General features: G+C 42.5%; 18 protein-coding genes, 1 tRNA gene and 1 other RNA gene. 13 read left to right on the top strand and 7 right to left on the bottom strand.

Going from position 1 to position 18,875, the window contains the following annotated elements; genetic code table 11:
* Window positions 1-6 precede the first annotated feature (6 nt).
* Both DYD54_RS06275 and ppsR read right to left on the bottom strand, forming a co-directional pair.
* Window positions 7-387: a DUF4377 domain-containing protein gene (locus DYD54_RS06275; protein ID WP_063514200.1), complete on the bottom strand. Its 381-nt coding sequence runs from the start codon at window positions 385-387 to the stop codon at window positions 7-9.
* A 28-nt stretch (window positions 388-415) separates the two neighbouring features.
* A complete protein-coding gene (gene ppsR / locus DYD54_RS06270; protein ID WP_063514199.1) occupies window positions 416-1,288 on the bottom strand; it encodes a posphoenolpyruvate synthetase regulatory kinase/phosphorylase PpsR in 873 nt (290 codons plus the stop codon).
* A gap of 245 nt (window positions 1,289-1,533) precedes the next feature.
* Between ppsR and ppsA the strand changes: the two genes are divergently transcribed.
* From ppsA to pyrF, 12 genes are all read left to right on the top strand, one after another.
* On the top strand, window positions 1,534-3,897 hold the full coding sequence (ppsA, locus tag DYD54_RS06265) for a phosphoenolpyruvate synthase (protein ID WP_063514198.1): 2,364 nt from the start codon (window positions 1,534-1,536) through the stop codon (window positions 3,895-3,897).
* A gap of 150 nt (window positions 3,898-4,047) precedes the next feature.
* Window positions 4,048-5,679 carry a tetratricopeptide repeat protein gene (locus DYD54_RS06260; protein WP_063514197.1) on the top strand — a complete coding sequence of 544 codons (1,632 nt, stop codon included), beginning with the start codon at window positions 4,048-4,050 and terminating at the stop codon, window positions 5,677-5,679.
* Between the two features lie 220 nt (window positions 5,680-5,899).
* A complete protein-coding gene (locus DYD54_RS06255) occupies window positions 5,900-7,099 on the top strand; it encodes an MFS transporter (RefSeq protein ID WP_063514196.1) in 1,200 nt (399 codons plus the stop codon).
* A 334-nt stretch (window positions 7,100-7,433) separates the two neighbouring features.
* Window positions 7,434-8,387 carry an RDD family protein gene (locus tag DYD54_RS06245; protein ID WP_063514194.1) on the top strand — a complete coding sequence of 318 codons (954 nt, stop codon included), beginning with the start codon at window positions 7,434-7,436 and terminating at the stop codon, window positions 8,385-8,387.
* Between the two features lie 39 nt (window positions 8,388-8,426).
* A complete protein-coding gene (ung, locus tag DYD54_RS06240) occupies window positions 8,427-9,149 on the top strand; it encodes a uracil-DNA glycosylase (protein ID WP_063514193.1) in 723 nt (240 codons plus the stop codon).
* Entirely contained in the window at window positions 9,149-9,718 is a 570-nt protein-coding gene (gene tadA / locus DYD54_RS06235) for a tRNA adenosine(34) deaminase TadA (RefSeq protein WP_370446591.1), read from the top strand. Before ung ends, tadA begins: the two co-directional genes overlap by 1 nt.
* 202 nt (window positions 9,719-9,920) lie before the next feature.
* On the top strand, window positions 9,921-10,631 hold the full coding sequence (gene cmk, locus DYD54_RS06230; RefSeq protein ID WP_370446610.1) for a (d)CMP kinase: 711 nt from the start codon (window positions 9,921-9,923) through the stop codon (window positions 10,629-10,631).
* Complete coding sequence (locus tag DYD54_RS06225) at window positions 10,628-10,948, top strand: GNAT family N-acetyltransferase (protein ID WP_063514191.1); 321 nt, start codon at window positions 10,628-10,630, stop codon at window positions 10,946-10,948. The genes cmk and DYD54_RS06225 overlap by 4 nt, the downstream gene beginning before the upstream one ends.
* A 305-nt stretch (window positions 10,949-11,253) precedes the next feature.
* Window positions 11,254-12,927, top strand: a complete 1,674-nt coding sequence (gene rpsA, locus DYD54_RS06220; RefSeq protein ID WP_036362958.1) for a 30S ribosomal protein S1 — start codon at window positions 11,254-11,256, stop codon at window positions 12,925-12,927.
* Between the two features lie 266 nt (window positions 12,928-13,193).
* Window positions 13,194-13,502, top strand: a complete 309-nt coding sequence (locus tag DYD54_RS06215) for an HU family DNA-binding protein (RefSeq protein WP_063514190.1) — start codon at window positions 13,194-13,196, stop codon at window positions 13,500-13,502.
* Between the two features lie 35 nt (window positions 13,503-13,537).
* Window positions 13,538-13,906, top strand: a complete 369-nt coding sequence (locus tag DYD54_RS06210) for a LapA family protein (RefSeq protein WP_063514189.1) — start codon at window positions 13,538-13,540, stop codon at window positions 13,904-13,906.
* Window positions 13,906-14,604 (top strand): orotidine-5'-phosphate decarboxylase, encoded by a 699-nt coding sequence (gene pyrF / locus DYD54_RS06205; RefSeq protein ID WP_172459604.1) that lies wholly within the window; start codon window positions 13,906-13,908, stop codon window positions 14,602-14,604. Before DYD54_RS06210 ends, pyrF begins: the two co-directional genes overlap by 1 nt.
* A 48-nt stretch (window positions 14,605-14,652) precedes the next feature.
* Here pyrF and ybeY read toward each other — a convergent pair whose 3' ends face one another.
* From ybeY to folE, 5 genes are all read right to left on the bottom strand, one after another.
* On the bottom strand, window positions 14,653-15,180 hold the full coding sequence (gene ybeY, locus DYD54_RS06200) for an rRNA maturation RNase YbeY (protein WP_063514187.1): 528 nt from the start codon (window positions 15,178-15,180) through the stop codon (window positions 14,653-14,655).
* On the bottom strand, window positions 15,170-16,249 hold the full coding sequence (locus DYD54_RS06195; RefSeq protein WP_063514186.1) for a PhoH family protein: 1,080 nt from the start codon (window positions 16,247-16,249) through the stop codon (window positions 15,170-15,172). The genes ybeY and DYD54_RS06195 overlap by 11 nt, the downstream gene beginning before the upstream one ends.
* 134 nt (window positions 16,250-16,383) lie before the next feature.
* Window positions 16,384-16,459: transfer RNA gene (locus DYD54_RS06190), tRNA-Asn, on the bottom strand.
* Window positions 16,460-16,598: 139 nt separating this feature from the next.
* Window positions 16,599-16,793, bottom strand: a non-coding RNA gene (gene ssrS / locus DYD54_RS06185) — 6S RNA.
* Window positions 16,794-16,953: 160 nt separating this feature from the next.
* Entirely contained in the window at window positions 16,954-17,559 is a 606-nt protein-coding gene (folE, locus tag DYD54_RS06180; RefSeq protein ID WP_063514185.1) for a GTP cyclohydrolase I FolE, read from the bottom strand.
* Between the two features lie 256 nt (window positions 17,560-17,815).
* Here folE and argC point away from each other — a divergent pair, with 256 nt between their 5' ends.
* Entirely contained in the window at window positions 17,816-18,874 is a 1,059-nt protein-coding gene (gene argC, locus DYD54_RS06175; protein WP_063514184.1) for an N-acetyl-gamma-glutamyl-phosphate reductase, read from the top strand.
* Window position 18,875 lies beyond the last annotated feature (1 nt).

Raw genomic sequence — 18,875 nt, 5'->3', positions numbered from 1 at the left:
TAATGTTTAGCGTGAGATTTGTTGGGATAAAATTTCGTTCAACTGCCAAGCAACAGTTGGCTTACCAGTGTTTTCATCGATTTGTTCATATACGCGAATCTTATAACTGACACCTTGACGCGGCTCAAATCCATGAATGTCGTTATAACCGATGCCAAACACTTCACTTGTCGGTGCGCCTTCTTTTTTTACCAGCAGGCATTGCATTGGCGTGGTGGATTGGCAGGGTGCGCGATTGGGCAGTACATCTAATACCAAAGCTTCACCAAGGGCGATGCTAGGGATATAAAGTGGCTCGGGTACTGGCGGTGATTTTTGGCAGGCGCTCATAAATAGGGTGCCAGACAATAAAGTTAATAGATAAAGTGGCTTGATTGATTTTTTCATAAACTACCTTGAATTTTTTATTGCTATATTAACCAATACGGCGCGCAAGTCCAGTCATCTGCAGGATGCGCGTGGCGATTTCTTCCACGCTCATCTCAGAGACATTAAGATTTGGTATTTTTTGGGCGGTGTAGATGGCTTGGATGGCGCGCTGTTCTTCCTGGCACTGAGCAAGAGACGCATAGCGAGAGCCCGCTTTGCGTTCTTGGCGGATACGCACCAGACGTTCGGTGTCAATGGTTAGACCAAATAGCTTATGACGGTAAGGCTGTAGCACTTTAGGCAGATTACTACTGTCCAAGTCATCTTCGGTCAAAGGGTAGTTAGCGGCGCGAATGCCGAACTGTAAAGCTAGGTACAGACTTGTTGGCGTCTTGCCTGAGCGTGATAATCCCACTAGGATAATGTCAGCGCCATCATAGTGCGTCGTGCGCGCGCCATCATCATTATCTAAGGCGAAGTGAACAGCATTAATACGTGCCTTATAGTCGTCACTATCGACATGGCCGTGTGCAATGCCTGAATGCGGGTCGGGCTTCTCGCCGATCTCATTGGCGATGCGATTAATGAGGCCTTCATAGATGTCTAGGTTGGTAGCTTCGGCGCCATTAATGATGGTGCGAATCTCATCGCTGACGATGGTGTCAAACACCAAAGGCTTGAGTCCTGATAGGTGATTCGCCTCATTGATACGCTTCACCGCTTCTTGGGCAAGTTCAGCGTTGTCGACATAGGGAATGATTTTGATGTCAAATTTGACATTGCCAAACTGACTTAGTAGAGAGCGACCCAAAGTCTCGGCAGTGATCGCAGTACCATCTGAGATAAAGAACGCGCTTCGTGTGGGTTCGAATTTGGTATTTTGGGGGGGTGTGTTATTATTGGGAGTGTGGACGTACATGTCAGCTCCTTAAGAATATAATTAATAAAATCACACAGAAGTATATCATAAAATACGCTCATCGTGCGACTGCTGAATAAATTGTTATGCCATAAATTTAAATCAATTAAACATCCTTAAAATTATATTTTTATTAGATAGTATTATTTTAATAAATATGATTATTTTTATATTAAATATCATTGAGTATTAAGCAATTTATCGTTATAATTTGACAAATTTCATAGATTAAAAAAGGTGTTCGTATGGCACAAGTTATCCCTTTTAACAAACTTGGTAAAGATGATGTTGAGATTGTCGGTGGTAAAAATGCGTCTTTGGGCGAGATGATTAGCAATCTTGCCAATGTTGGTGTGTCTGTGCCAAACGGCTTTGCCACGACCGCAGAGGCGTTTAACCGCTTTTTGAACGAAACAGGTTTGCTTGACAAAATCAATGCCGAACTAAAAGGCTTGGACGTTGATGATGTCGAAAAACTTGCCGAAGTGGGGGCAAAAGTGCGTGGTTGGGTCATCGCCCAAGCATTGCCAAAAGACTTAGAAGACGAGATTCGCACGGCATTTGATGCGCTTACAGGCGGTCAAGATGTGGCGGTGGCGGTGCGTTCGTCAGCGACTGCCGAGGATTTGCCCGATGCGTCTTTTGCAGGTCAGCAAGAGACATTTTTGAACATTCGTGGTATTGACAACGTGCTGATTGCCATCAAAGAAGTGTTTGCAAGCCTTTATAACGACCGTGCGATTGCCTATCGTGTACACAAAGGCTTTGAACACGCAGGCGTGGCGTTGTCGGCAGGCGTTCAGCGTATGGTACGCTCGGAGACGGGCACGTCTGGCGTGATGTTTACGCTTGACACCGAAAGCGGATTTAATGACGTGGTATTTATCACGGCAAGCTATGGCTTGGGCGAAATGGTGGTGCAAGGGGCGGTAAACCCTGATGAGTTTTATTTATCCAAAAAATTATTGGCAGAAAATCGCCCTGCCGTGGTTCGCCGAAATCTTGGCTCAAAACACATCAAAATGGTCTATGGCGATGAAGGCACGACCAAACGCTCAACCAAAATCGTGGACGTAGAAAAAGCCGACCGTCAGCAGTTTGCCCTAAATACCGATGAGCTAACTCGCCTTGCCAAACAAGCCCTTATCATTGAAAAACACTACGGCTGTCCTATGGACATTGAGTGGGCAAAAGACGGCGATACTAACGAGCTTTTCATCGTACAAGCTCGCCCCGAGACCGTCAAATCTCGCCAAGACAAAACCAGCATGGAGCGTTACGTCATCAATAGCAAGGGGGCAAAAGTGCTATGCGAAGGGCGTTCTATTGGTCAGCGTGTCGGTGCAGGCAAGGTGCGTATCGTAACGAATTTGAACGAGATGAGCAAAGTTCAAGACGGCGATGTACTGGTGTCTGATATGACCGACCCCGATTGGGAACCTGTGATGAAGCGTGCCAGTGCGATTATCACCAACCGTGGCGGACGTACCTGCCATGCGGCGATTATCGCTCGTGAGCTTGGCGTACCTGCCATTGTCGGTTGTGGTAATGCCACCGAGCTTTTGACGGACGGACAGGCGGTAACGGTATCGTGTGCCGAAGGGGATACAGGCTTTATTTATGACGGTGTTTTGGATTTTGAGGTACAAAAAAATTCTGTCGCCAGTATGCCCAAGCTTGGCTTTAAGGTCATGATGAACGTGGGCAACCCCGACCGTGCCTTTGACTTTGCCCAAATCCCGAACGAAGGCGTGGGCTTGGCTCGCTTAGAATTTATCATCAACCGCATGATTGGCGTACACCCAAAAGCCTTGCTTAACGTGGACACCTTGCCCCAAGAGACCCAAGCCCAAGTGTTTGAGCGTATCGCAGGGTACAACTCGCCTGTGGAGTTTTATATCAACAAACTCATCGAAGGCATCTCAACGCTTGCCGTGGCATTTAAAGACAAGCCTGTCATCGTGCGTATGAGCGATTTTAAATCCAACGAATACGCCAACCTAATCGGCGGTAAGTTGTACGAACCACACGAAGAAAACCCCATGCTCGGTTTCCGTGGGGCGAGCCGTTATATTTCGGACAATTTCCGTGATTGCTTTGAGCTTGAATGCCGTGCGTTGAAATACGTCCGTGATGACATGGGGCTAACCAACGTAAAAATCATGATTCCGTTTGTGCGTACCACAGGCGAAGCCCGCCAAGTCATTGAATTACTTGAAAAAAATGGGCTAAAACGTGGCGAGAATTCTCTTGAGATCATCATGATGTGCGAGCTGCCAACCAATGCCTTGCTTGCCGATGAATTCTTACAATACTTTGACGGTTTTTCAATCGGTTCAAACGACCTAACTCAGCTTACGCTAGGGCTTGACCGTGATAGTGGCATCGTGTCGCACTTGTTTGATGAGCGAGACCCTGCGGTCAAAAAACTGCTTGGCATGGCGATTGAAGCGTGTCGCAAGCAAGGCAAATATGTCGGCATTTGCGGTCAAGGACCGTCCGACCACCCAGACCTTGCCAAATGGCTCATGGAGCAGGGTATCAGCTCAGTATCACTAAACCCTGATAGCGTACTTGATACTTGGTTATTTTTAGCAAAGGATAAGTAATTAAAAATTTGTTGTTTTCCTGCAAGTCTTGTTTTTGTTGCAAAAATAGGGCTTGCAGGATTTTTTATACAATACAATAAATTTTTGTTGACTTTATAACTATGTTATGATATAAGTATTGGAACCATTCTTAGCTTAATGGAGTTTTTTATGGTTGAAGTTAAAAAATTGGAATTGGTTGTTCATCACGATACTAGAAATGTCATTGCTTTCTCTTCTGTAAAAGATTTGTTTAGAAAACTGGGTCTGAATGAACAAAACTTTGATCCAAGTCTATCTAAAAGTCTATATCTGTTTTATCCCACTGATATGGTTGTAAAATCTAATTTTTATCAGTGCAATCTTAGTTTGACAGAAAAAATTCCTTTGGAGCAAAGAATTCGTTATAGAACCAAAAATGTTTTGGATTCGGTATACGCTAAGATTATTGACTATATCAACAAAAACATTGATGGAGAAAAATTATCTGTCTATGTTGTATGCAACTCTTATTTGGATGAATTTAGCCAGAGGTTTTTTGAGATGGCTCAAAAATTTGGCGGTTGGGAGGTTTCCTGTAAAATTCAGCATAATTACTCTTTAAATTCAGATAAAAATCAAAATGATGAAAATTTATATAATAAATTAAGTACACTAAAATCCAATGGAAAAAGTGATTTTGATAAGGGTTTGTATGATGATTTAATTAATATCTCACTTGAATATTTAAATGCTGGCGATGCTTTGACTGCAAAAAATATCTGTAATTTTGTTAAGAATTTTTATAGCGATTCTGATTTATGGAATACTCTTTCTATATCTGAACAAATGCTAAGAAATCCAATAATGTCTGAATATTATTTAGATTTAATATTAAATAACAATAATATTGAAAAATACAAAAATGGTTCTAGATATTCTAAGGCTATGCTATATGCTAGAGTACACAGTAAAGAACTTCAAAGTATAGAAAAGTCAGAGTCTTTATTGAATCAAGCCTATAATGAAATTACAAGCTCTGATGAGTATCTAAATAATGTTCCAAATGCAATTTTTTCAGCTTTATTTAATCGTAATGGGTATGCTTTGATTTTATTTCGAAATAATAAAATAGAAGAGGCAAAAAATTTAATGATAGATTGTATTGCTCAAATTGACAATATATCGATCATTGATGGAGAAGAAAAATTAGAATTGTATTGTTCTGTTTTGGTGTACAATTTGGCTCAATGTTATGAAAGGCTTGGCGATTATAATAATGCCATCATCTCTTTAAATAAACTTTTGGATAAAGATAAGTTAATGGATACTTATTATTTGGATTTGGCAAGAGTTTATGGTTATTTAAATGATATAGATTCTGCGATTTTTAGTTGCAGACAGACAACATTAATCAACCCTTACAGTCATCAAAACTGGGCAAACCTTGCTTATTGGCAATTACAAAAAACATTGTATTTAGATTCAGCATTTAACTATTATTATGCTTATAAATTGTGTCTTGATCCTAAAAAGTCTTTAATGTATCTAAATGATGCTCTCTACTCAAAAATTTTATCCAAAGAACAAGATTGTTGTCCTGATTTAGAAGCGGTGTTAAAGAATTTTGTAACAAATAAAGAATTATTTGGCTTTGATGAAAGTGAGGTTGTAAAGTCTTTTAGTTTATTGGCGGAAACAGAGTTGTGTAAAGGTAATCAGAAGCAAGCCCTTGATTATTTATCATTAGCACTGGTTAAATTTCCCAATAATAACATTTTAAAACAAAACTATGAATTTTTAAGTTCTTTATATTTTGAATAAAACACGGCTAAATGTCGATTTAGACGTGTTTCTACATCTTTTGCTAAAGCTTACTTCATATGATAAAGTAGATCATGATTGACTTTTTTCATTTCTGGCGCTTGAATTGCTAGTTTCATAGCAGTCTCCTTTTCAAGTGAGTTAAAATTTTTCAAAATGTCAGATTTTTTCTGACGTTTCTTAATATACAATATATTTTTTAAAAAGTCAAGAGTTTTTTATGATTAAAGAAATTTTTTTTGCTAACCCAAATGTAAAGCGGTATGCTTTTTTTATGCTCTTTTTTCAGATGGGTATGGCAATATCACTGGCTTCTATGCCAATTTATTTTAAAAATGAAAACGCCATCTCCGCCTACGGAATGGCATATTCGGTTATGGCGGTAACAGGGGCGTTTTCTTTTGTTTATGGAATATTTGTAGATAAAATTGGTTTTGCCAAAGCCTTGTTATTTGCTTTATTATTATACGCCCTTGCTTTATCTATGCGGGTATTTACGCACCCAGTCATTGCGGTTATGACGGCAATAATCGCAGGTGTTGGTGCATCTACTGCCATTCTCGCCAATCGCTCTTGGGTTCTACAAATTTCTGAAGACAGTACCCAGAATACCACCAAATTAACCGCAATGCGTTCTATGATTGTCAATATTGCTATGTTGGTTGGGACGGGTCTTGTATCGTTGGCGGTGTATGTATTTGGTTCTATTTATTTTTGGTTATTGTTAATGGCAGGCGGTTTTGTTTTTATGTCAAGTGTGTTTGCCTATCAGAATATTAAGTTTGATAAATTGAAAAAGGTAGCAATTAAGCCGAAAGAAAAAATATCCATAAAAAATATTTTAACCTTATCTACTATTTTGTTTATTTTATCTAATTTTGTTGTTGGTTTTTATGTTGGTTTATTTAAGCCTTACTTGATTTTGATGTTTGTGGAGTATGGTGTTTCCGAATCTAAGTCGGTATTTATTTATCTGATGACGACCGTTATGTCTATTTTGGTAAATATGCTATTATTGAAATATAATAACAAATTTAAAAATATGCCTTTTATTGGATTTTTTGTTGCAATGATGGGTTATATTTTGTCTTTTTTGCTAATGTCTTTTGGCTTGTATTATGGTTTGGCTCTTTGGGTGCTGGTGTTAGCAACTTTGGCGAGAAGTGCATTTACTGGATTATCTTCATCTTTTGAAGAAGTATTAGAATATGAATTTCTTGATAAAGCAACTTTGGCGATGGCTTTGGGCTTTACCCAAACTGCTTTTTTGGCAGGAGATGCTGTTGGTTCATTGGTTACAAGTTTATGGATTGTACCAAAAAATATAGCAGATTATGCCCAGATTTGTTTATATTGTGCAGTATTGGCAGCTGTTCATATGGTGATTATTTTTTTGTTAAAGTTATTGATAAAAAGATAGTATTGGTGTAAGGTGTGTGATGCACCGTCATGACGGAAGGTCATTTCAACTGTTTTTTTGGATTGTCATCACCAAATCAATGTGTGATGAAACAGCATCAATGTTGTTTAAATATGTCATGATGGGTGGGGGTGCAATACATCATTCAAGTCATATCAGCAATCAATTTAACTTGTTATGTTTCATTAATCCTGCACTCATGACATTAAATGAAAAACTAAGAAAACAAATCATCATCAGACGAAATTTGTTCATTGAGAAAATTCACATTCAATTATTGTAACTTGCCACATTTTCGTTTAAAATAAAAAAATTTCATCATGACGACAGTAAAATGAAAATTTTTTTAGCTAGAAATAAAGTTCAAGCAGGTCCATACACTCTCGAAGAGGTCAATATCATGCTTTCATCAGGAGCGGTGGTTCTTGATGATTTGATGTGGCATGCGGGAATGAATGGCTGGCAAAAAATTGGCGATGTTACTGGTGGTCAACTAAGTTACCAGCCAAACACCACCAATTTGCAGTCAGCCAATCAGTCAGCCAATCAGTCAGCCCAGCCATCAAGTCAGCGTGGCTTTGGCGATAATGTTGATTTTAAATCAGAAAAAGATCAGCGAGTTAGTGTTGCTGAGCTCTACGGTCGTAAGCCTGTCGAGCCATCGACCATGCTGCCACCTAAGTCTACACCAGCATTTTCTAAGGTGTCATCGACAACTAATGCCAATGAAGTGGTTTATGCTTCGATTGGCAGTCGATTCTTGGCATTGGCGATTAATCTTGTGCTATTCATCATTGCATTTTTGCCATTCTTATCAGCGATGGTTAAGCTAAACCCTGATCAGCAGAAGATGACCACCGGCAGCTTTGAATCACGCATGACATATGCCCAGACTCTCGCTGAGCAGATACCAAGCCAAGTGGCGATGATGACGCTGATGATGGTGGGTGGATTCATATTGATACAGTTGATCTTGATTGTGGTGCGCGGTCAATCATTTGGTAAATTAGTCATGGGCATCCGAGCGGTCAGCCAAAGCACAAAAAAAATTCCGCCTTTTACGTCATTAGTGGGTGTGCGCACGCTTCTGCTTGTGGTGATTTATTGGATAGCATCTGCGATGCCATTTAACCTGGCATTGGTACTGGTGGGTGTGAATTATTTTATGGCGTCGACGAATGATAAAAAGCAGGGCTGGCATGACAGAATTGCCAATACCATTGTGGTTAAGGCGCACCCAAGCCAGCTGGATAAAACCAAAAATAACACCCGTTCGGGCAGGTTGTGATCAATCTGTCTGATTTTATTGAAATATCCCAATATACCTATGCACAGCCAAGAACTCACCCCCGACCAATTAACCGCCTTAAACAAAGTACAATTACCCGATGATTGGAAATTTGCCTTAGCGGATATATTATTATCGCCTGTTATGGATGATTTGCGTGTTTTTTTGCAAAACGAATACGCCCAAGGCAAAACCATTTATCCGCCAAAATCACAAATTTTTAATGCCCTAAATACCACGCCCTTATCAGCGGTCAAAGTTGTGATACTTGGGCAAGATCCCTATCATGGGGCAGGGCAGGCTATGGGGCTGTCGTTTAGCGTGCCAAAAATCATCCCTAAACCGCCAAGCCTTGCCAATATTTTAAAGGAACTTGCCACCGATTTGGGCATTCCTGTCTCGGCTCATGGCGATTTGACCCATTGGGCAAATCAAGGCGTGCTACTGCTTAACGCCACATTAACGGTAGAAAATGGGCAAGCAGGCTCGCACCAAGGTAAAGGCTGGGAAGAATTTACGGACACGGTGATAGACGTTATTAACCGCCAAACCGACCGCACGGTTTTTATTCTGTGGGGCAGTTATGCCAAGAAAAAGGGGCGGTTTATTGATACCTCTCGCCATTTGATTTTAACCGCCAATCATCCATCCCCTTTATCGGCGAACCGTGGCGGATTTTTTGGCTCTCGTCCGTTTTCGCAGACCAATGATTATCTCATTAGACATGGCAAAGGGGCGATTGATTGGGCGTTGCCACAGTAATGGCGTATCGTGAAATTGCTCCTAAAATGGCGTGTGATTTGCCAAATTTTAGCTCCTTAACATTTTGGTCGCCTACCGATGTCGCCATGATGAACCACGCCCTAGCTCTTGCCAGACTTGGGGCGGAGCGTGGCGAGATACCTGTGGGGGCGGTGGTGGTGCATGACGGACAGATTTTGGGCGAAGGCTTTAATTGCCCGATTGGCACGCACGACCCCACGCATCATGCCGAGATTGTCGCCTTGCGTCAGGCGTGTGAGCGGGTGCAAAATTACCGCTTGCCGATTGGTAGTACGCTGTATGTTACGTTAGAGCCGTGTACCATGTGTTTTGGTTCGCTCATTCATGCCCGTGTCAGCCGTGTGGTGTTTGGGGCGTATGAACCAAAGGCAGGGGTGGTGGCAAGCCAATTAACCCTCATCAAAGAGTCGTTTTATAATCATGTCATCAATATTCAAGGCGGACTGTTGGCAAATGAAAGCTCAAAGCTATTAAGCCAATTTTTTAAACAAAGACGAGCCGATAAGAAAAAGGCGAAAATTGAAAATCAGTTAAATGGCGGGCATTGATTTTTGTATTTTTAATTCTGTTTTATGATATTTTAAAATCATCATTTAAAAATTTGCTATTGTTAATCAAACATATCTTTGAAAGGGCTTGTGGGAGCGAATTACATTCGCCCTATGATAAAACATTAAATTTTGGCAAATAAATTTATACCTACATACCCAATTTTAAAAGACATTTTTATTTTAAAAATTTATTAAATTTATTCTTAAAAGAGAAATCCCCATGACAACCCCAAAAATCATCACCATTGACGGTCCTTCGGGTGCAGGTAAAGGCACGGTGGCATATCGCCTTGCCGAGCATTTTGGTTTTGAACTGTTAGATAGCGGTGCGTTGTATCGCATTGTTGGGCTAATGGCATTTAAAAACGGCTTGCTTAATAGCACAGAAATTGACGAGCAAAAAGTTGCCAAATTAACTAAGTCTTTAAACCTATCTTTTCGCCCCAATACCGCCACAAAAACGGTGGAAATCCTAGTGGATAACACCCCCCTAACGGACGACATTCGCAACGAAATCGTGGGCGGATATGCGTCCTGTGTCGCTGTGTTGCCAAGCGTGCGGACGGCTTTGTTTGATTTACAAAAAAACATGGCAAAAGACAGAGCAGGACTTGTGGCGGACGGGCGAGACATGGGGACGGTGATTTTCCCCGATGCTCCTGTCAAGGTATTTTTAACCGCAAGTGCCAAAGCTCGTGCCGACAGACGAGTGCTACAATTACAAACGGCAGGCAAAGTGGCAGATTATGAAGCGATTTTGGTGGATATCATCGAGCGAGACGAGCGAGATGAAAACCGTGCTGTTGCCCCAAGTCGCCCTGCTGTGGATGCCCTTGTCATTGACAGCTCGGACAAATCGGCAGATGTGGTGTTTGATGAGATTTTGGCATTTACACAGGGTAAGCTGTGATAACACTTGCTCCACTTAGCAGCACACATCAAAATGAGCTGTCTTATGAGCCAGGCGATGAGCAAATACAGTTTACTGTCTTGCCAAAAGACTGGCTTGATGATGAGCGTGCGGATGCTTATAAGGCGGTGATTTTGGACGATGATTTGCATCAGGTGGTGGGATTTTTTGTGCTGGATATTGGACAGGACAAATACCGCTACACCGACAATCCCAATGCCGTCCTACTTCGCTCTATGTCCATAAATCCTGTTTTTCAAGGTAAGGGCTACGCTAAAAGAGCCTTAGAGTTTAATCGTTTAAAAAATTTCTGCTAAAGTCGCACTGCCCTTTGTGATGAGATTGTGCTTGGAGTAAATCACGCCAATGTCTCCGCCCAAAGACTTTATGAAAAGATAAGTTTTATAAGACAGGCACGAACCGTTATGGGGAAAAAAAGCGAGCAAGGGGTGTATTGTCTTAAAATAAAATCGCTATCTATTTTAATAATTATCTGATATAATTGTCGGGTTTATCATATTTTTGTGTTGCTATTTGAGTCAAAACCAGCATCTCTCAATAGCGCACATCACTTGAACCGTACTGTGCTGGACAGGCTACGGCTAATTTTAAGGTATTACTAATGAGTTTATCATTTGCTGAACTGTTTGAACAAAGCAACGCCAACGAAATCAAAGTTGAAATCGGTGCCGTTATTTCTGGTACTGTTGTTGCCATCGACAACGAGCGCATCACTGTTGATACTGGCCTAAAATCAGAAGGCTTCATCGCGCGTTCAGAGTTCTTGAACGAAGCTGGCGAGCTTGAAGTGGCTATCGGCGACAAAGTAGACGTAGTTGTTGAGAAAGTTGACAACGGCATGGGCGAAACTGTTCTTTCTCGTGAAAAAGCAAAACGTGAAGAAAGCTGGCGTGCGCTTGAACAGCTTCATGAAAATGACGAAATCGTTACTGGTCTTATCTCTTCTAAAGTTAAAGGCGGCTTTACTGTTGAGATCGGTTCTGTACGTGCGTTCCTACCTGGTTCATTGGTTGACGTTCGTCCAGTACGCGAAACCACTCACCTAGAAGGCAAAGAGCTAGAATTTAAAGTTATCAAGATCGACAAGCAACGCAATAACATCGTTGTATCTCGCCGTGCGGTAATGGAAGCTGAGAACAGTGCTGAGCGTGACGAACTACTTGCTAAGCTAGAAGAAGGCATGGAAGTTAATGGTATCGTTAAGAACCTAACTGACTACGGTGCATTCGTTGATCTAGGTGGCATCGATGGTCTACTACACATCACTGACATGGCTTGGAAGCGTATCAAGCACCCATCAGAAGCAGTAGAAGTTGGCCAAGACCTTAAAGTTAAAGTGTTGAAATTCGACCGTGAGCGTAACCGTGTTAGCCTAGGTCTTAAGCAGCTTGGTTCTGATCCATGGGGCGAAGTTGAGAAGACTTACCCAGTGGGTACCATCACTAAGGCTCGCGTAACCAACCTAACTGATTATGGTTGCTTCGCTGAAATCGCAGAAGGCATCGAAGGTTTGGTACACGTTTCTGAGATGGATCACACCAACAAGAACATCCACCCATCTAAAGTTGTTCAAGTGGGCGATGAAGTTGATGTAATGGTTCTTGAAATTGATGGCGAGCGTCGTCGTATTAGCTTGGGTATCAAGCAAACCATGCCAAACCCATGGGCAGAGTTTGACAAAAACCACGCTAAAGGCGACAAAATCTCTGGTACCATCAAGTCAATCACTGACTTCGGTCTATTCATTGGTCTAGAAGGTGGCATTGATGGTCTGGTTCACCTATCTGACATCTCTTGGACTGAGTCTGGCGAAGAAGCGATCCGCAACTACTCTAAAGGCGACACTGTAGAAGCTGTTGTTCTACAAGTTGATGCAGAAGCCAACCGTATCAGCCTGGGTATCAAGCAACTTAACTCTGACCCATTCAACGAATACCTACTGGCAAATGACCGTGGCGCTATCGTAAAAGGTTCAGTAAAAGAAGTTGACGCTAAAGGTGCTGTTATCACACTAGCTGACGAAGTAGAAGGCTACCTAGCTGCTGCTGACATCGCTCGTGAGCGTACTGAAGATGCTTCTAAAGTGCTAAACGTTGGTGACGAAGTTGAAGCTAAGATCGTTCGTGTTGACCGTAAATCTCGTGGCATCACACTATCTGTGAAAGCCAAAGACGAGGCTGATGAGCGTCAAGCGATCAAAGAGCTGTCAAATACAGCTGCAGAGAACCAACCTAAAACTCTAGGTGACATCTTTGCTGATCAGCTAAAAGGCTAATCAAAGCAAACAAAAAAGAGCGGCTTAGGCTGCTCTTTTTTATTATCTTGAACATATGTTTACTGATTTACTACATTGCAAAATTAACAAGCATGCTAAAATATTAAAGATTTGCAAAGTGATGAAAATTAACAAAAAATTCATTCACATTTTGCCATTTTTCAGTTATCATTATAACTTGAACAAAATCTTACCAAAGATTGCATTTTTGTTAATATGAGCTGATTCGTCCTTATGATATGATGGCGGATTGATAGGCGGGATATATGCAGCAAGCACAACAAGTCATTAATAAATCTGATCTTATTACTAATTTGGCATCGGCATGTGACGGCATCGAAGAGACTGTCGTTGATGAGGCGGTGCGTGAGATTATTGGTTTGCTGGTGGACAGTTTGTCGCATGATGGCAGGGTGGAAGTTCGAGGTTTTGGTAGTTTTTGTTTGCACCATCGCGATGCACGCCATGCCAGAAATCCAAGAACAGGTGAAACGGTGGCAGTAAAAGCCAAAGCTGTGCCATACTTTAAACCTGGCAAAGCGCTAAAAGAAGCAGTAAATGCCATTAATGATTAATTTATCCTTAATGACTGATAAATGAGAGTATAAACATGCATATTATTTTAATCGTATTATTAGTGGCGGTATGCGCCTATGCCATTGGTCTGGTGCTGATGAACAACAGTGAAGTGGCGGTGAACCTGATGTTCTCGAGCGTGCCTACCATGAATTTGGGCTTGCTGCTTGTGGTGACGATTGTTCTTGGTGTCATCCTAGGGATGCTACTTGCGCTGTTGGTATTCCGCGTTTTCCAGAACAAATGGGAAATCAGCCGTCTAAAAAAAGAGCTGAAACTAACCCAGTCTCAGCTAATAGAAGCAAACATCAAATTGGCTCAGCAATCTGAGGTTCGTCCTGCTGGGGCGGTGATCGTTGAGAATGCAGCGCCGGCAAATGCAACTAACGACCCACATCTATAATCATGAGTAAGTTAAACACCCCTGTAATCGTTGCGGTGGACAAGCATGATTTGAATGGCGCACTTGCGTTGGCAGATGCTTTAGATCCATCGCTTTGCCGTCTTAAAGTTGGCAAGGAGCTCTTCACCATCTGCGGTCCTCAGGTTGTTCAAGAATTCCATCGACGTGGCTTTGATGTATTTTTGGATTTGAAGTTTCATGACATTCCAAATACCACAGCACAGGCTGTATTGTCGGCTGCTGATATGGGTGTATGGATGGTGAATGTCCATGCATCGGCAGGGTCCAAAGCGATGGCATTGGCCAAATCGCGTCTGTTCACTGGTGGTTATAATACGCTATTGATCGCGGTAACGGTATTAACCTCGATGGCGGACAGCGATCTATTGGAGCTTGGTATTAACGGCAATGCTCAAGAGCACGTACTTAGACTTGCTGCATTAACCAAAAATGCCGGTCTTGATGGTGTTGTATGCTCTGCACAAGAAGCAAGCGTATTAAAATCAGCGTTTGGTAGTGATTTTAAGCTTGTTACACCAGGCATCCGTTTGGCGACAGACGGTAGCGATGATCAGCAGCGTATCTGCACCCCAAAAGACGCACTGGCTAATGGTTCGGATTATCTGGTTATTGGACGCTCCATCACCAATGCTGATAATCCCAATAATAAGCTTCGCTTAATCTTAAATGACCTATAAAATTAAAAAGCAATCTTTTAAAGATTGCTTTTTATTTAACTATTAAAATTAGAGATATGGATTGCTTATTCCTAATCCTTGTAGGATTTCGATTTCAAAACCTTCCATCTCATCGGCATCAGCATCACTGATCTCATGATCGAATCCAAGCAAATGCAAGATGCCATGCACCAATAAATGATACAGATGATCTTCAAACTGCTTGTCTTGTTCATTTGCCTCACGCACAAGTACCTCATGACAGATGATGAGCTCGCCTAATGGTATGTCATCCATCAGATCAAGTACATCGCTGGGCAGCTCACTTGGATAGGATAAGATGTTTGTGGCATAGTCTTTGCCGCGTGCATCTAAGTTAAGCTGTCGTCCTTCGGTGGTATTAGTGATATAGATGTCCAAGGTTTTGTTTTTTTGCCAATAATCTTCAACGTTGTCAAAATAGGAAAATTCTAAGCCGTTTTTTAGTTTATCGGTCATGACATTGATGGCATGATGCGCAACTTTGGTTAGAGTCGCTTCGTCATAGACAGTACCATCAATGTCAGGATGATGATCGATGTATAGACTAATCGTCATGCGATTCTGCCTTATCTAAGCTTGCTTTTGCTAATTCCTCAGCCAGACGAGCGGCTTTTCGTTTGGCGGCGATTTTTTCTTGTTCATCATCGAACGCGTCATAGGCTTGGACGATCTTTTGAACCAGATGGTGACGTACCACGTCCTTACTGTCAAAACGGGTGATGTGAATCTCGTCGATTTTTGATAGGATTTGCAGGGCTTGGGACAGTCCTGATTTGTGACCGCGAGGTAGATCCACCTGCGTCATGTCGCCCGTGATGACCGCGCGTGAGCCAAAGCCAAGACGCGTCAAGAACATCTTCATCTGCTCTGGCGTAGTGTTCTGGGCTTCATCAAGAATGACAAAGCTGTTATTTAGTGTGCGCCCACGCATGTAGGCTAGGGGCGCAACCTCGATAACTTGACGCTCTAGCAGCTTACCCACTTTCTCAAAGCCAAGCATCTCGTACAAGGCATCGTATAGGGGACGTAAATAGGGGTCAATCTTTTGGGTTAAGTCACCGGGTAGGAAGCCCAATTTTTCACCTGCTTCAACCGCGGGGCGCACAAGCAAGATGCGTTCAATCTCGCCGCGCTCGAGCATATCAACGGCGCAGGCAACGGCAAGATAGGTCTTACCTGTACCAGCAGGACCCACGCCAAAAGACACGTCAGAGATTAGGATTTTTTTGACGTATTCTTGTTGATTGTAACCGCGCGGTGTGATTTTGCCTTTGCGTGTTCTTAGGCTGATGTCAGCATAAGTGTTGCTAGTCTTCTTGGTTGAGGGGGCTTGGGTATTTTGAGTGATGTCGCTGTCATTGCTGCGGGCAAGGCTTGATTGGATGATGAGGTGCAACTCTTCGCTAGGGACGTCATCATCGGCGATTTCTGAGAGTTTATTTAGGATGAATTCGCCTCGTTCAACAGCGTCTAAATCGCCTGTTAGGATAAAGTTATTTTGGCGCTGAGTGATTTGAATTTCTAGGCGTTCTTGTAGGTATTTGATGTGTTTATTATATTCACCTGCTAAGTTGCGCAGGGCGTGGCTGTCAAGTTCTAAAACAAGAGTGCGAGTGATGCTCAAGAAGTTATCCTTATGTGGTTGAATGAATCACGAGTTCATAATAAGGATCAATGCAAAGATTTTCAAGAGATTTTAGCAATAAAAAAGCCTTCTCGATATGAAAAGGCTTTTAAGTTGCTATTTATAGCAGAATATGGCTCCCCAACCTGGGCTCGAACCAGGGACACACGGATTAACAGTCCGATGCTCTACCAACTGAGCTATTGGGGAATATTAAGCAAGTCGCTTAAGATGGTGCGTATTATAGCAAGTATTTTTTGCGTGTCAATCATTTTTTTTAAAAAAATTTTTAAAATTTCAAAAAATTGTAAAAAAGACCAAAAATAACGCAACCAAGAAATTTAGGCAATAAAAAACCAAAGTGCCGCTGTAGAGGGGTTACCATGAACCGTGAAGTTCAAGGCGGGATTCATCACTATTTATTACGGCTTCCTGAAACATCTAAAAAAGATGCAGGCCTGCTCAACAAAATAGTAGAAATGCATCCCTAAGGTAAAATTATCGGCTCAGGAATACGCTCTACTGGCGAACACTTCAGTATGTTTATTATAACAAAATTTCGTCAGTTATCAAGGTAATACTTTGTCTTTGCAGTGATAACTATTCGATTTTTAATATTTTTATAAAATCTAGCGAGTAAAGGATAACAAAATCCCTACTAGCTTTTACATTGGTAGGGGTGGCTTAAGAATTGCATCAATGTATTAGCCAAACGCAGGCCTACGTCTAGGAATGGCATCTAAGAATTCAGCGCGTGCTGTATTATTGGTGGTGAATTCGCCAAGCATGCTCATGGTTCTGGTAGTGGATTGTTGTTTGCCCACGCCGCGCATCATCATGCACATGTGGCTGGCATCCATCACGACAGCAACGCCGCGGCAGCCGGTCAGCTCTTCGATGGCGGTGGCGATTTGCTTGGTGAGGTTTTCTTGGATTTGTAGACGGCGCGCGTACATATCAACGATGCGCGCTACTTTGGATAGACCCAAAACCTTACCTTCTGGCAGATAGCCCACGTGTGCCACGCCATGAAAAGGCAGAAGGTGATGTTCGCACAGTGAATAAAACTCAATGTTCTGCACCAGTACCAGCTCGGGGTTATCCGAGGGAAAAATCGCATCGTTCGCCACGACTTCAAGCGACTGATGGTAGCCGCGCGTAAGATAGCCAAACGCCTTTGCGGCACGCATCGGGGTGTCAAGCAGTCCTTCGCGGCTTAGATCTTCGCCGCAGCCTTCAATGATGCTGGCGTAATAGCTCGCAATTTTATCATAATCGGGGGTGAAATTAGAGTTATCAGAATTCGACATGGCAATAAGCTATAAAAAGTTAAAATATAAACGGTATAGCTTAACTTAAAATCAAATTTTATCAAGTAAAAATCGCAAAAATTACCCAAAAAATCACAAAATCATGATGAATTTTGCATCATGCATCTTAAAAGTACTTTGGGGTGGATTTTGATTGGTTTGGTTCTAATGTTTGAATATTTGTAAAAGTTTTGGCAAGGCGGTTAAAATTTGGTATATTGTTGGAAATTTTTAAATATCTCATGGTGGGTGCGTTATGTCAAAGATTAAAGTAGGTATTGTTGGTGGCACAGGTTACACAGGGGTGGAGCTGATTCGCCTTCTGGTAAATCATCCGCAAGCTCAGATAATCATGCTAACGTCTCGCTCGGAAGCGGGCAAGAAAGCCAGTGATATTTTCCCCAGCCTTCGTGGTCTGTCAGATGTGGTGTTTAGTGATGCTGATGATGAGAAATTAACCGAATGTGATGTGGTGTTCTTTGCCACGCCGCATGGGGTTGCCATGAAGTCAGCGCCGTATCTTACCGAAAAGGGCGTTAAGGTGATCGACTTGGCGGCGGATTTTCGTCTGCAGGATTTGGATGCTTTTAGTAGATGGTACGGCATGGCGCATGAATGCCCTGATGTCCTTAAGCAGTCTGCATACGGTCTGCCTGAGGTGAATCGCGATGTCATCAAAGACGCCAAAGTCGTGGGCAACCCTGGCTGTTATCCGACGACAGCGATTTTGGGCTTATCCGCCATCATCGATGAGCAAAACCGCCAAAACGCTCAGCTTATCGGCGATCACATCATCATTGATGCCAAATCAGGTATCTCAGGCGCAGGTCGCAGTGCGAAGATGGAGATGATTTTTGGTGAGACGGCGGATAACTTTAGTGCGTACGGCGTGGCAGGACATCGCCACCTGCCGGAGATTGAGCAGGGTGTGCATGCGCTCTTGGGTTCCAATTTTAAACACAAAATCCGCTTTGTCCCGCATCTAGTGCCGATGATTCGAGGCATGTTCAGCACGATTCATCTGACCTTGACTGAGGCAGGTGGTGCGGTCGATTGGCAGAGCGTATTTGAGCGTCGATTCCAAGATGAGTATTTTGTGGATGTTCTTTCTAAGGGGCAGCTGCCGCAGACGCGTCAGACCCGCGCTTCAAATTTCCTTAGAGTGGCTGTCCACCAAGATGGCGAGACATTAACGATACTCGTAGTGCAGGATAATTTGGTGAAAGGCGCGGCAGGGCAAGCGGTGCAGAACATGAATATCATGTTCGGTCTAGATGAGAAGGCCGGGCTGGACATCGTGCCTGTAGTGCCTTAAT

Origin of the sequence: Moraxella ovis (genome assembly GCF_900453105.1) — a bacterium.
Classification (GTDB): Bacteria; Pseudomonadota; Gammaproteobacteria; order Pseudomonadales; family Moraxellaceae; genus Moraxella; species Moraxella ovis.
Note: the sequence above shows the minus strand (reverse complement) of the source record. Positions and strands in the feature narration are given on the sequence as shown.

Bases quoted from the DNA above. Each gene is read 5' to 3' on its own strand.
- DYD54_RS06275 (WP_063514200.1), bottom strand. From the start codon at position 387: ATGAAAAAATCAATCAAGCCACTTTATCTATTAACTTTATTGTCTGGC.
- ppsR (WP_063514199.1), bottom strand. From the start codon at position 1,288: ATGTACGTCCACACTCCCAATAATAACACACCCCCCCAAAATACCAAA.
- ppsA (WP_063514198.1), top strand. From the start codon at position 1,534: ATGGCACAAGTTATCCCTTTTAACAAACTTGGTAAAGATGATGTTGAG.
- DYD54_RS06260 (WP_063514197.1), top strand. From the start codon at position 4,048: ATGGTTGAAGTTAAAAAATTGGAATTGGTTGTTCATCACGATACTAGA.
- DYD54_RS06255 (WP_063514196.1), top strand. From the start codon at position 5,900: ATGATTAAAGAAATTTTTTTTGCTAACCCAAATGTAAAGCGGTATGCT.
- DYD54_RS06245 (WP_063514194.1), top strand. From the start codon at position 7,434: ATGAAAATTTTTTTAGCTAGAAATAAAGTTCAAGCAGGTCCATACACT.
- ung (WP_063514193.1), top strand. From the start codon at position 8,427: ATGCACAGCCAAGAACTCACCCCCGACCAATTAACCGCCTTAAACAAA.
- tadA (WP_370446591.1), top strand. From the start codon at position 9,149: ATGGCGTATCGTGAAATTGCTCCTAAAATGGCGTGTGATTTGCCAAAT.
- rpsA (WP_036362958.1), top strand. From the start codon at position 11,254: ATGAGTTTATCATTTGCTGAACTGTTTGAACAAAGCAACGCCAACGAA.
- DYD54_RS06215 (WP_063514190.1), top strand. From the start codon at position 13,194: ATGCAGCAAGCACAACAAGTCATTAATAAATCTGATCTTATTACTAAT.
- DYD54_RS06210 (WP_063514189.1), top strand. From the start codon at position 13,538: ATGCATATTATTTTAATCGTATTATTAGTGGCGGTATGCGCCTATGCC.
- ybeY (WP_063514187.1), bottom strand. From the start codon at position 15,180: ATGACGATTAGTCTATACATCGATCATCATCCTGACATTGATGGTACT.
- folE (WP_063514185.1), bottom strand. From the start codon at position 17,559: ATGTCGAATTCTGATAACTCTAATTTCACCCCCGATTATGATAAAATT.
- argC (WP_063514184.1), top strand. From the start codon at position 17,816: ATGTCAAAGATTAAAGTAGGTATTGTTGGTGGCACAGGTTACACAGGG.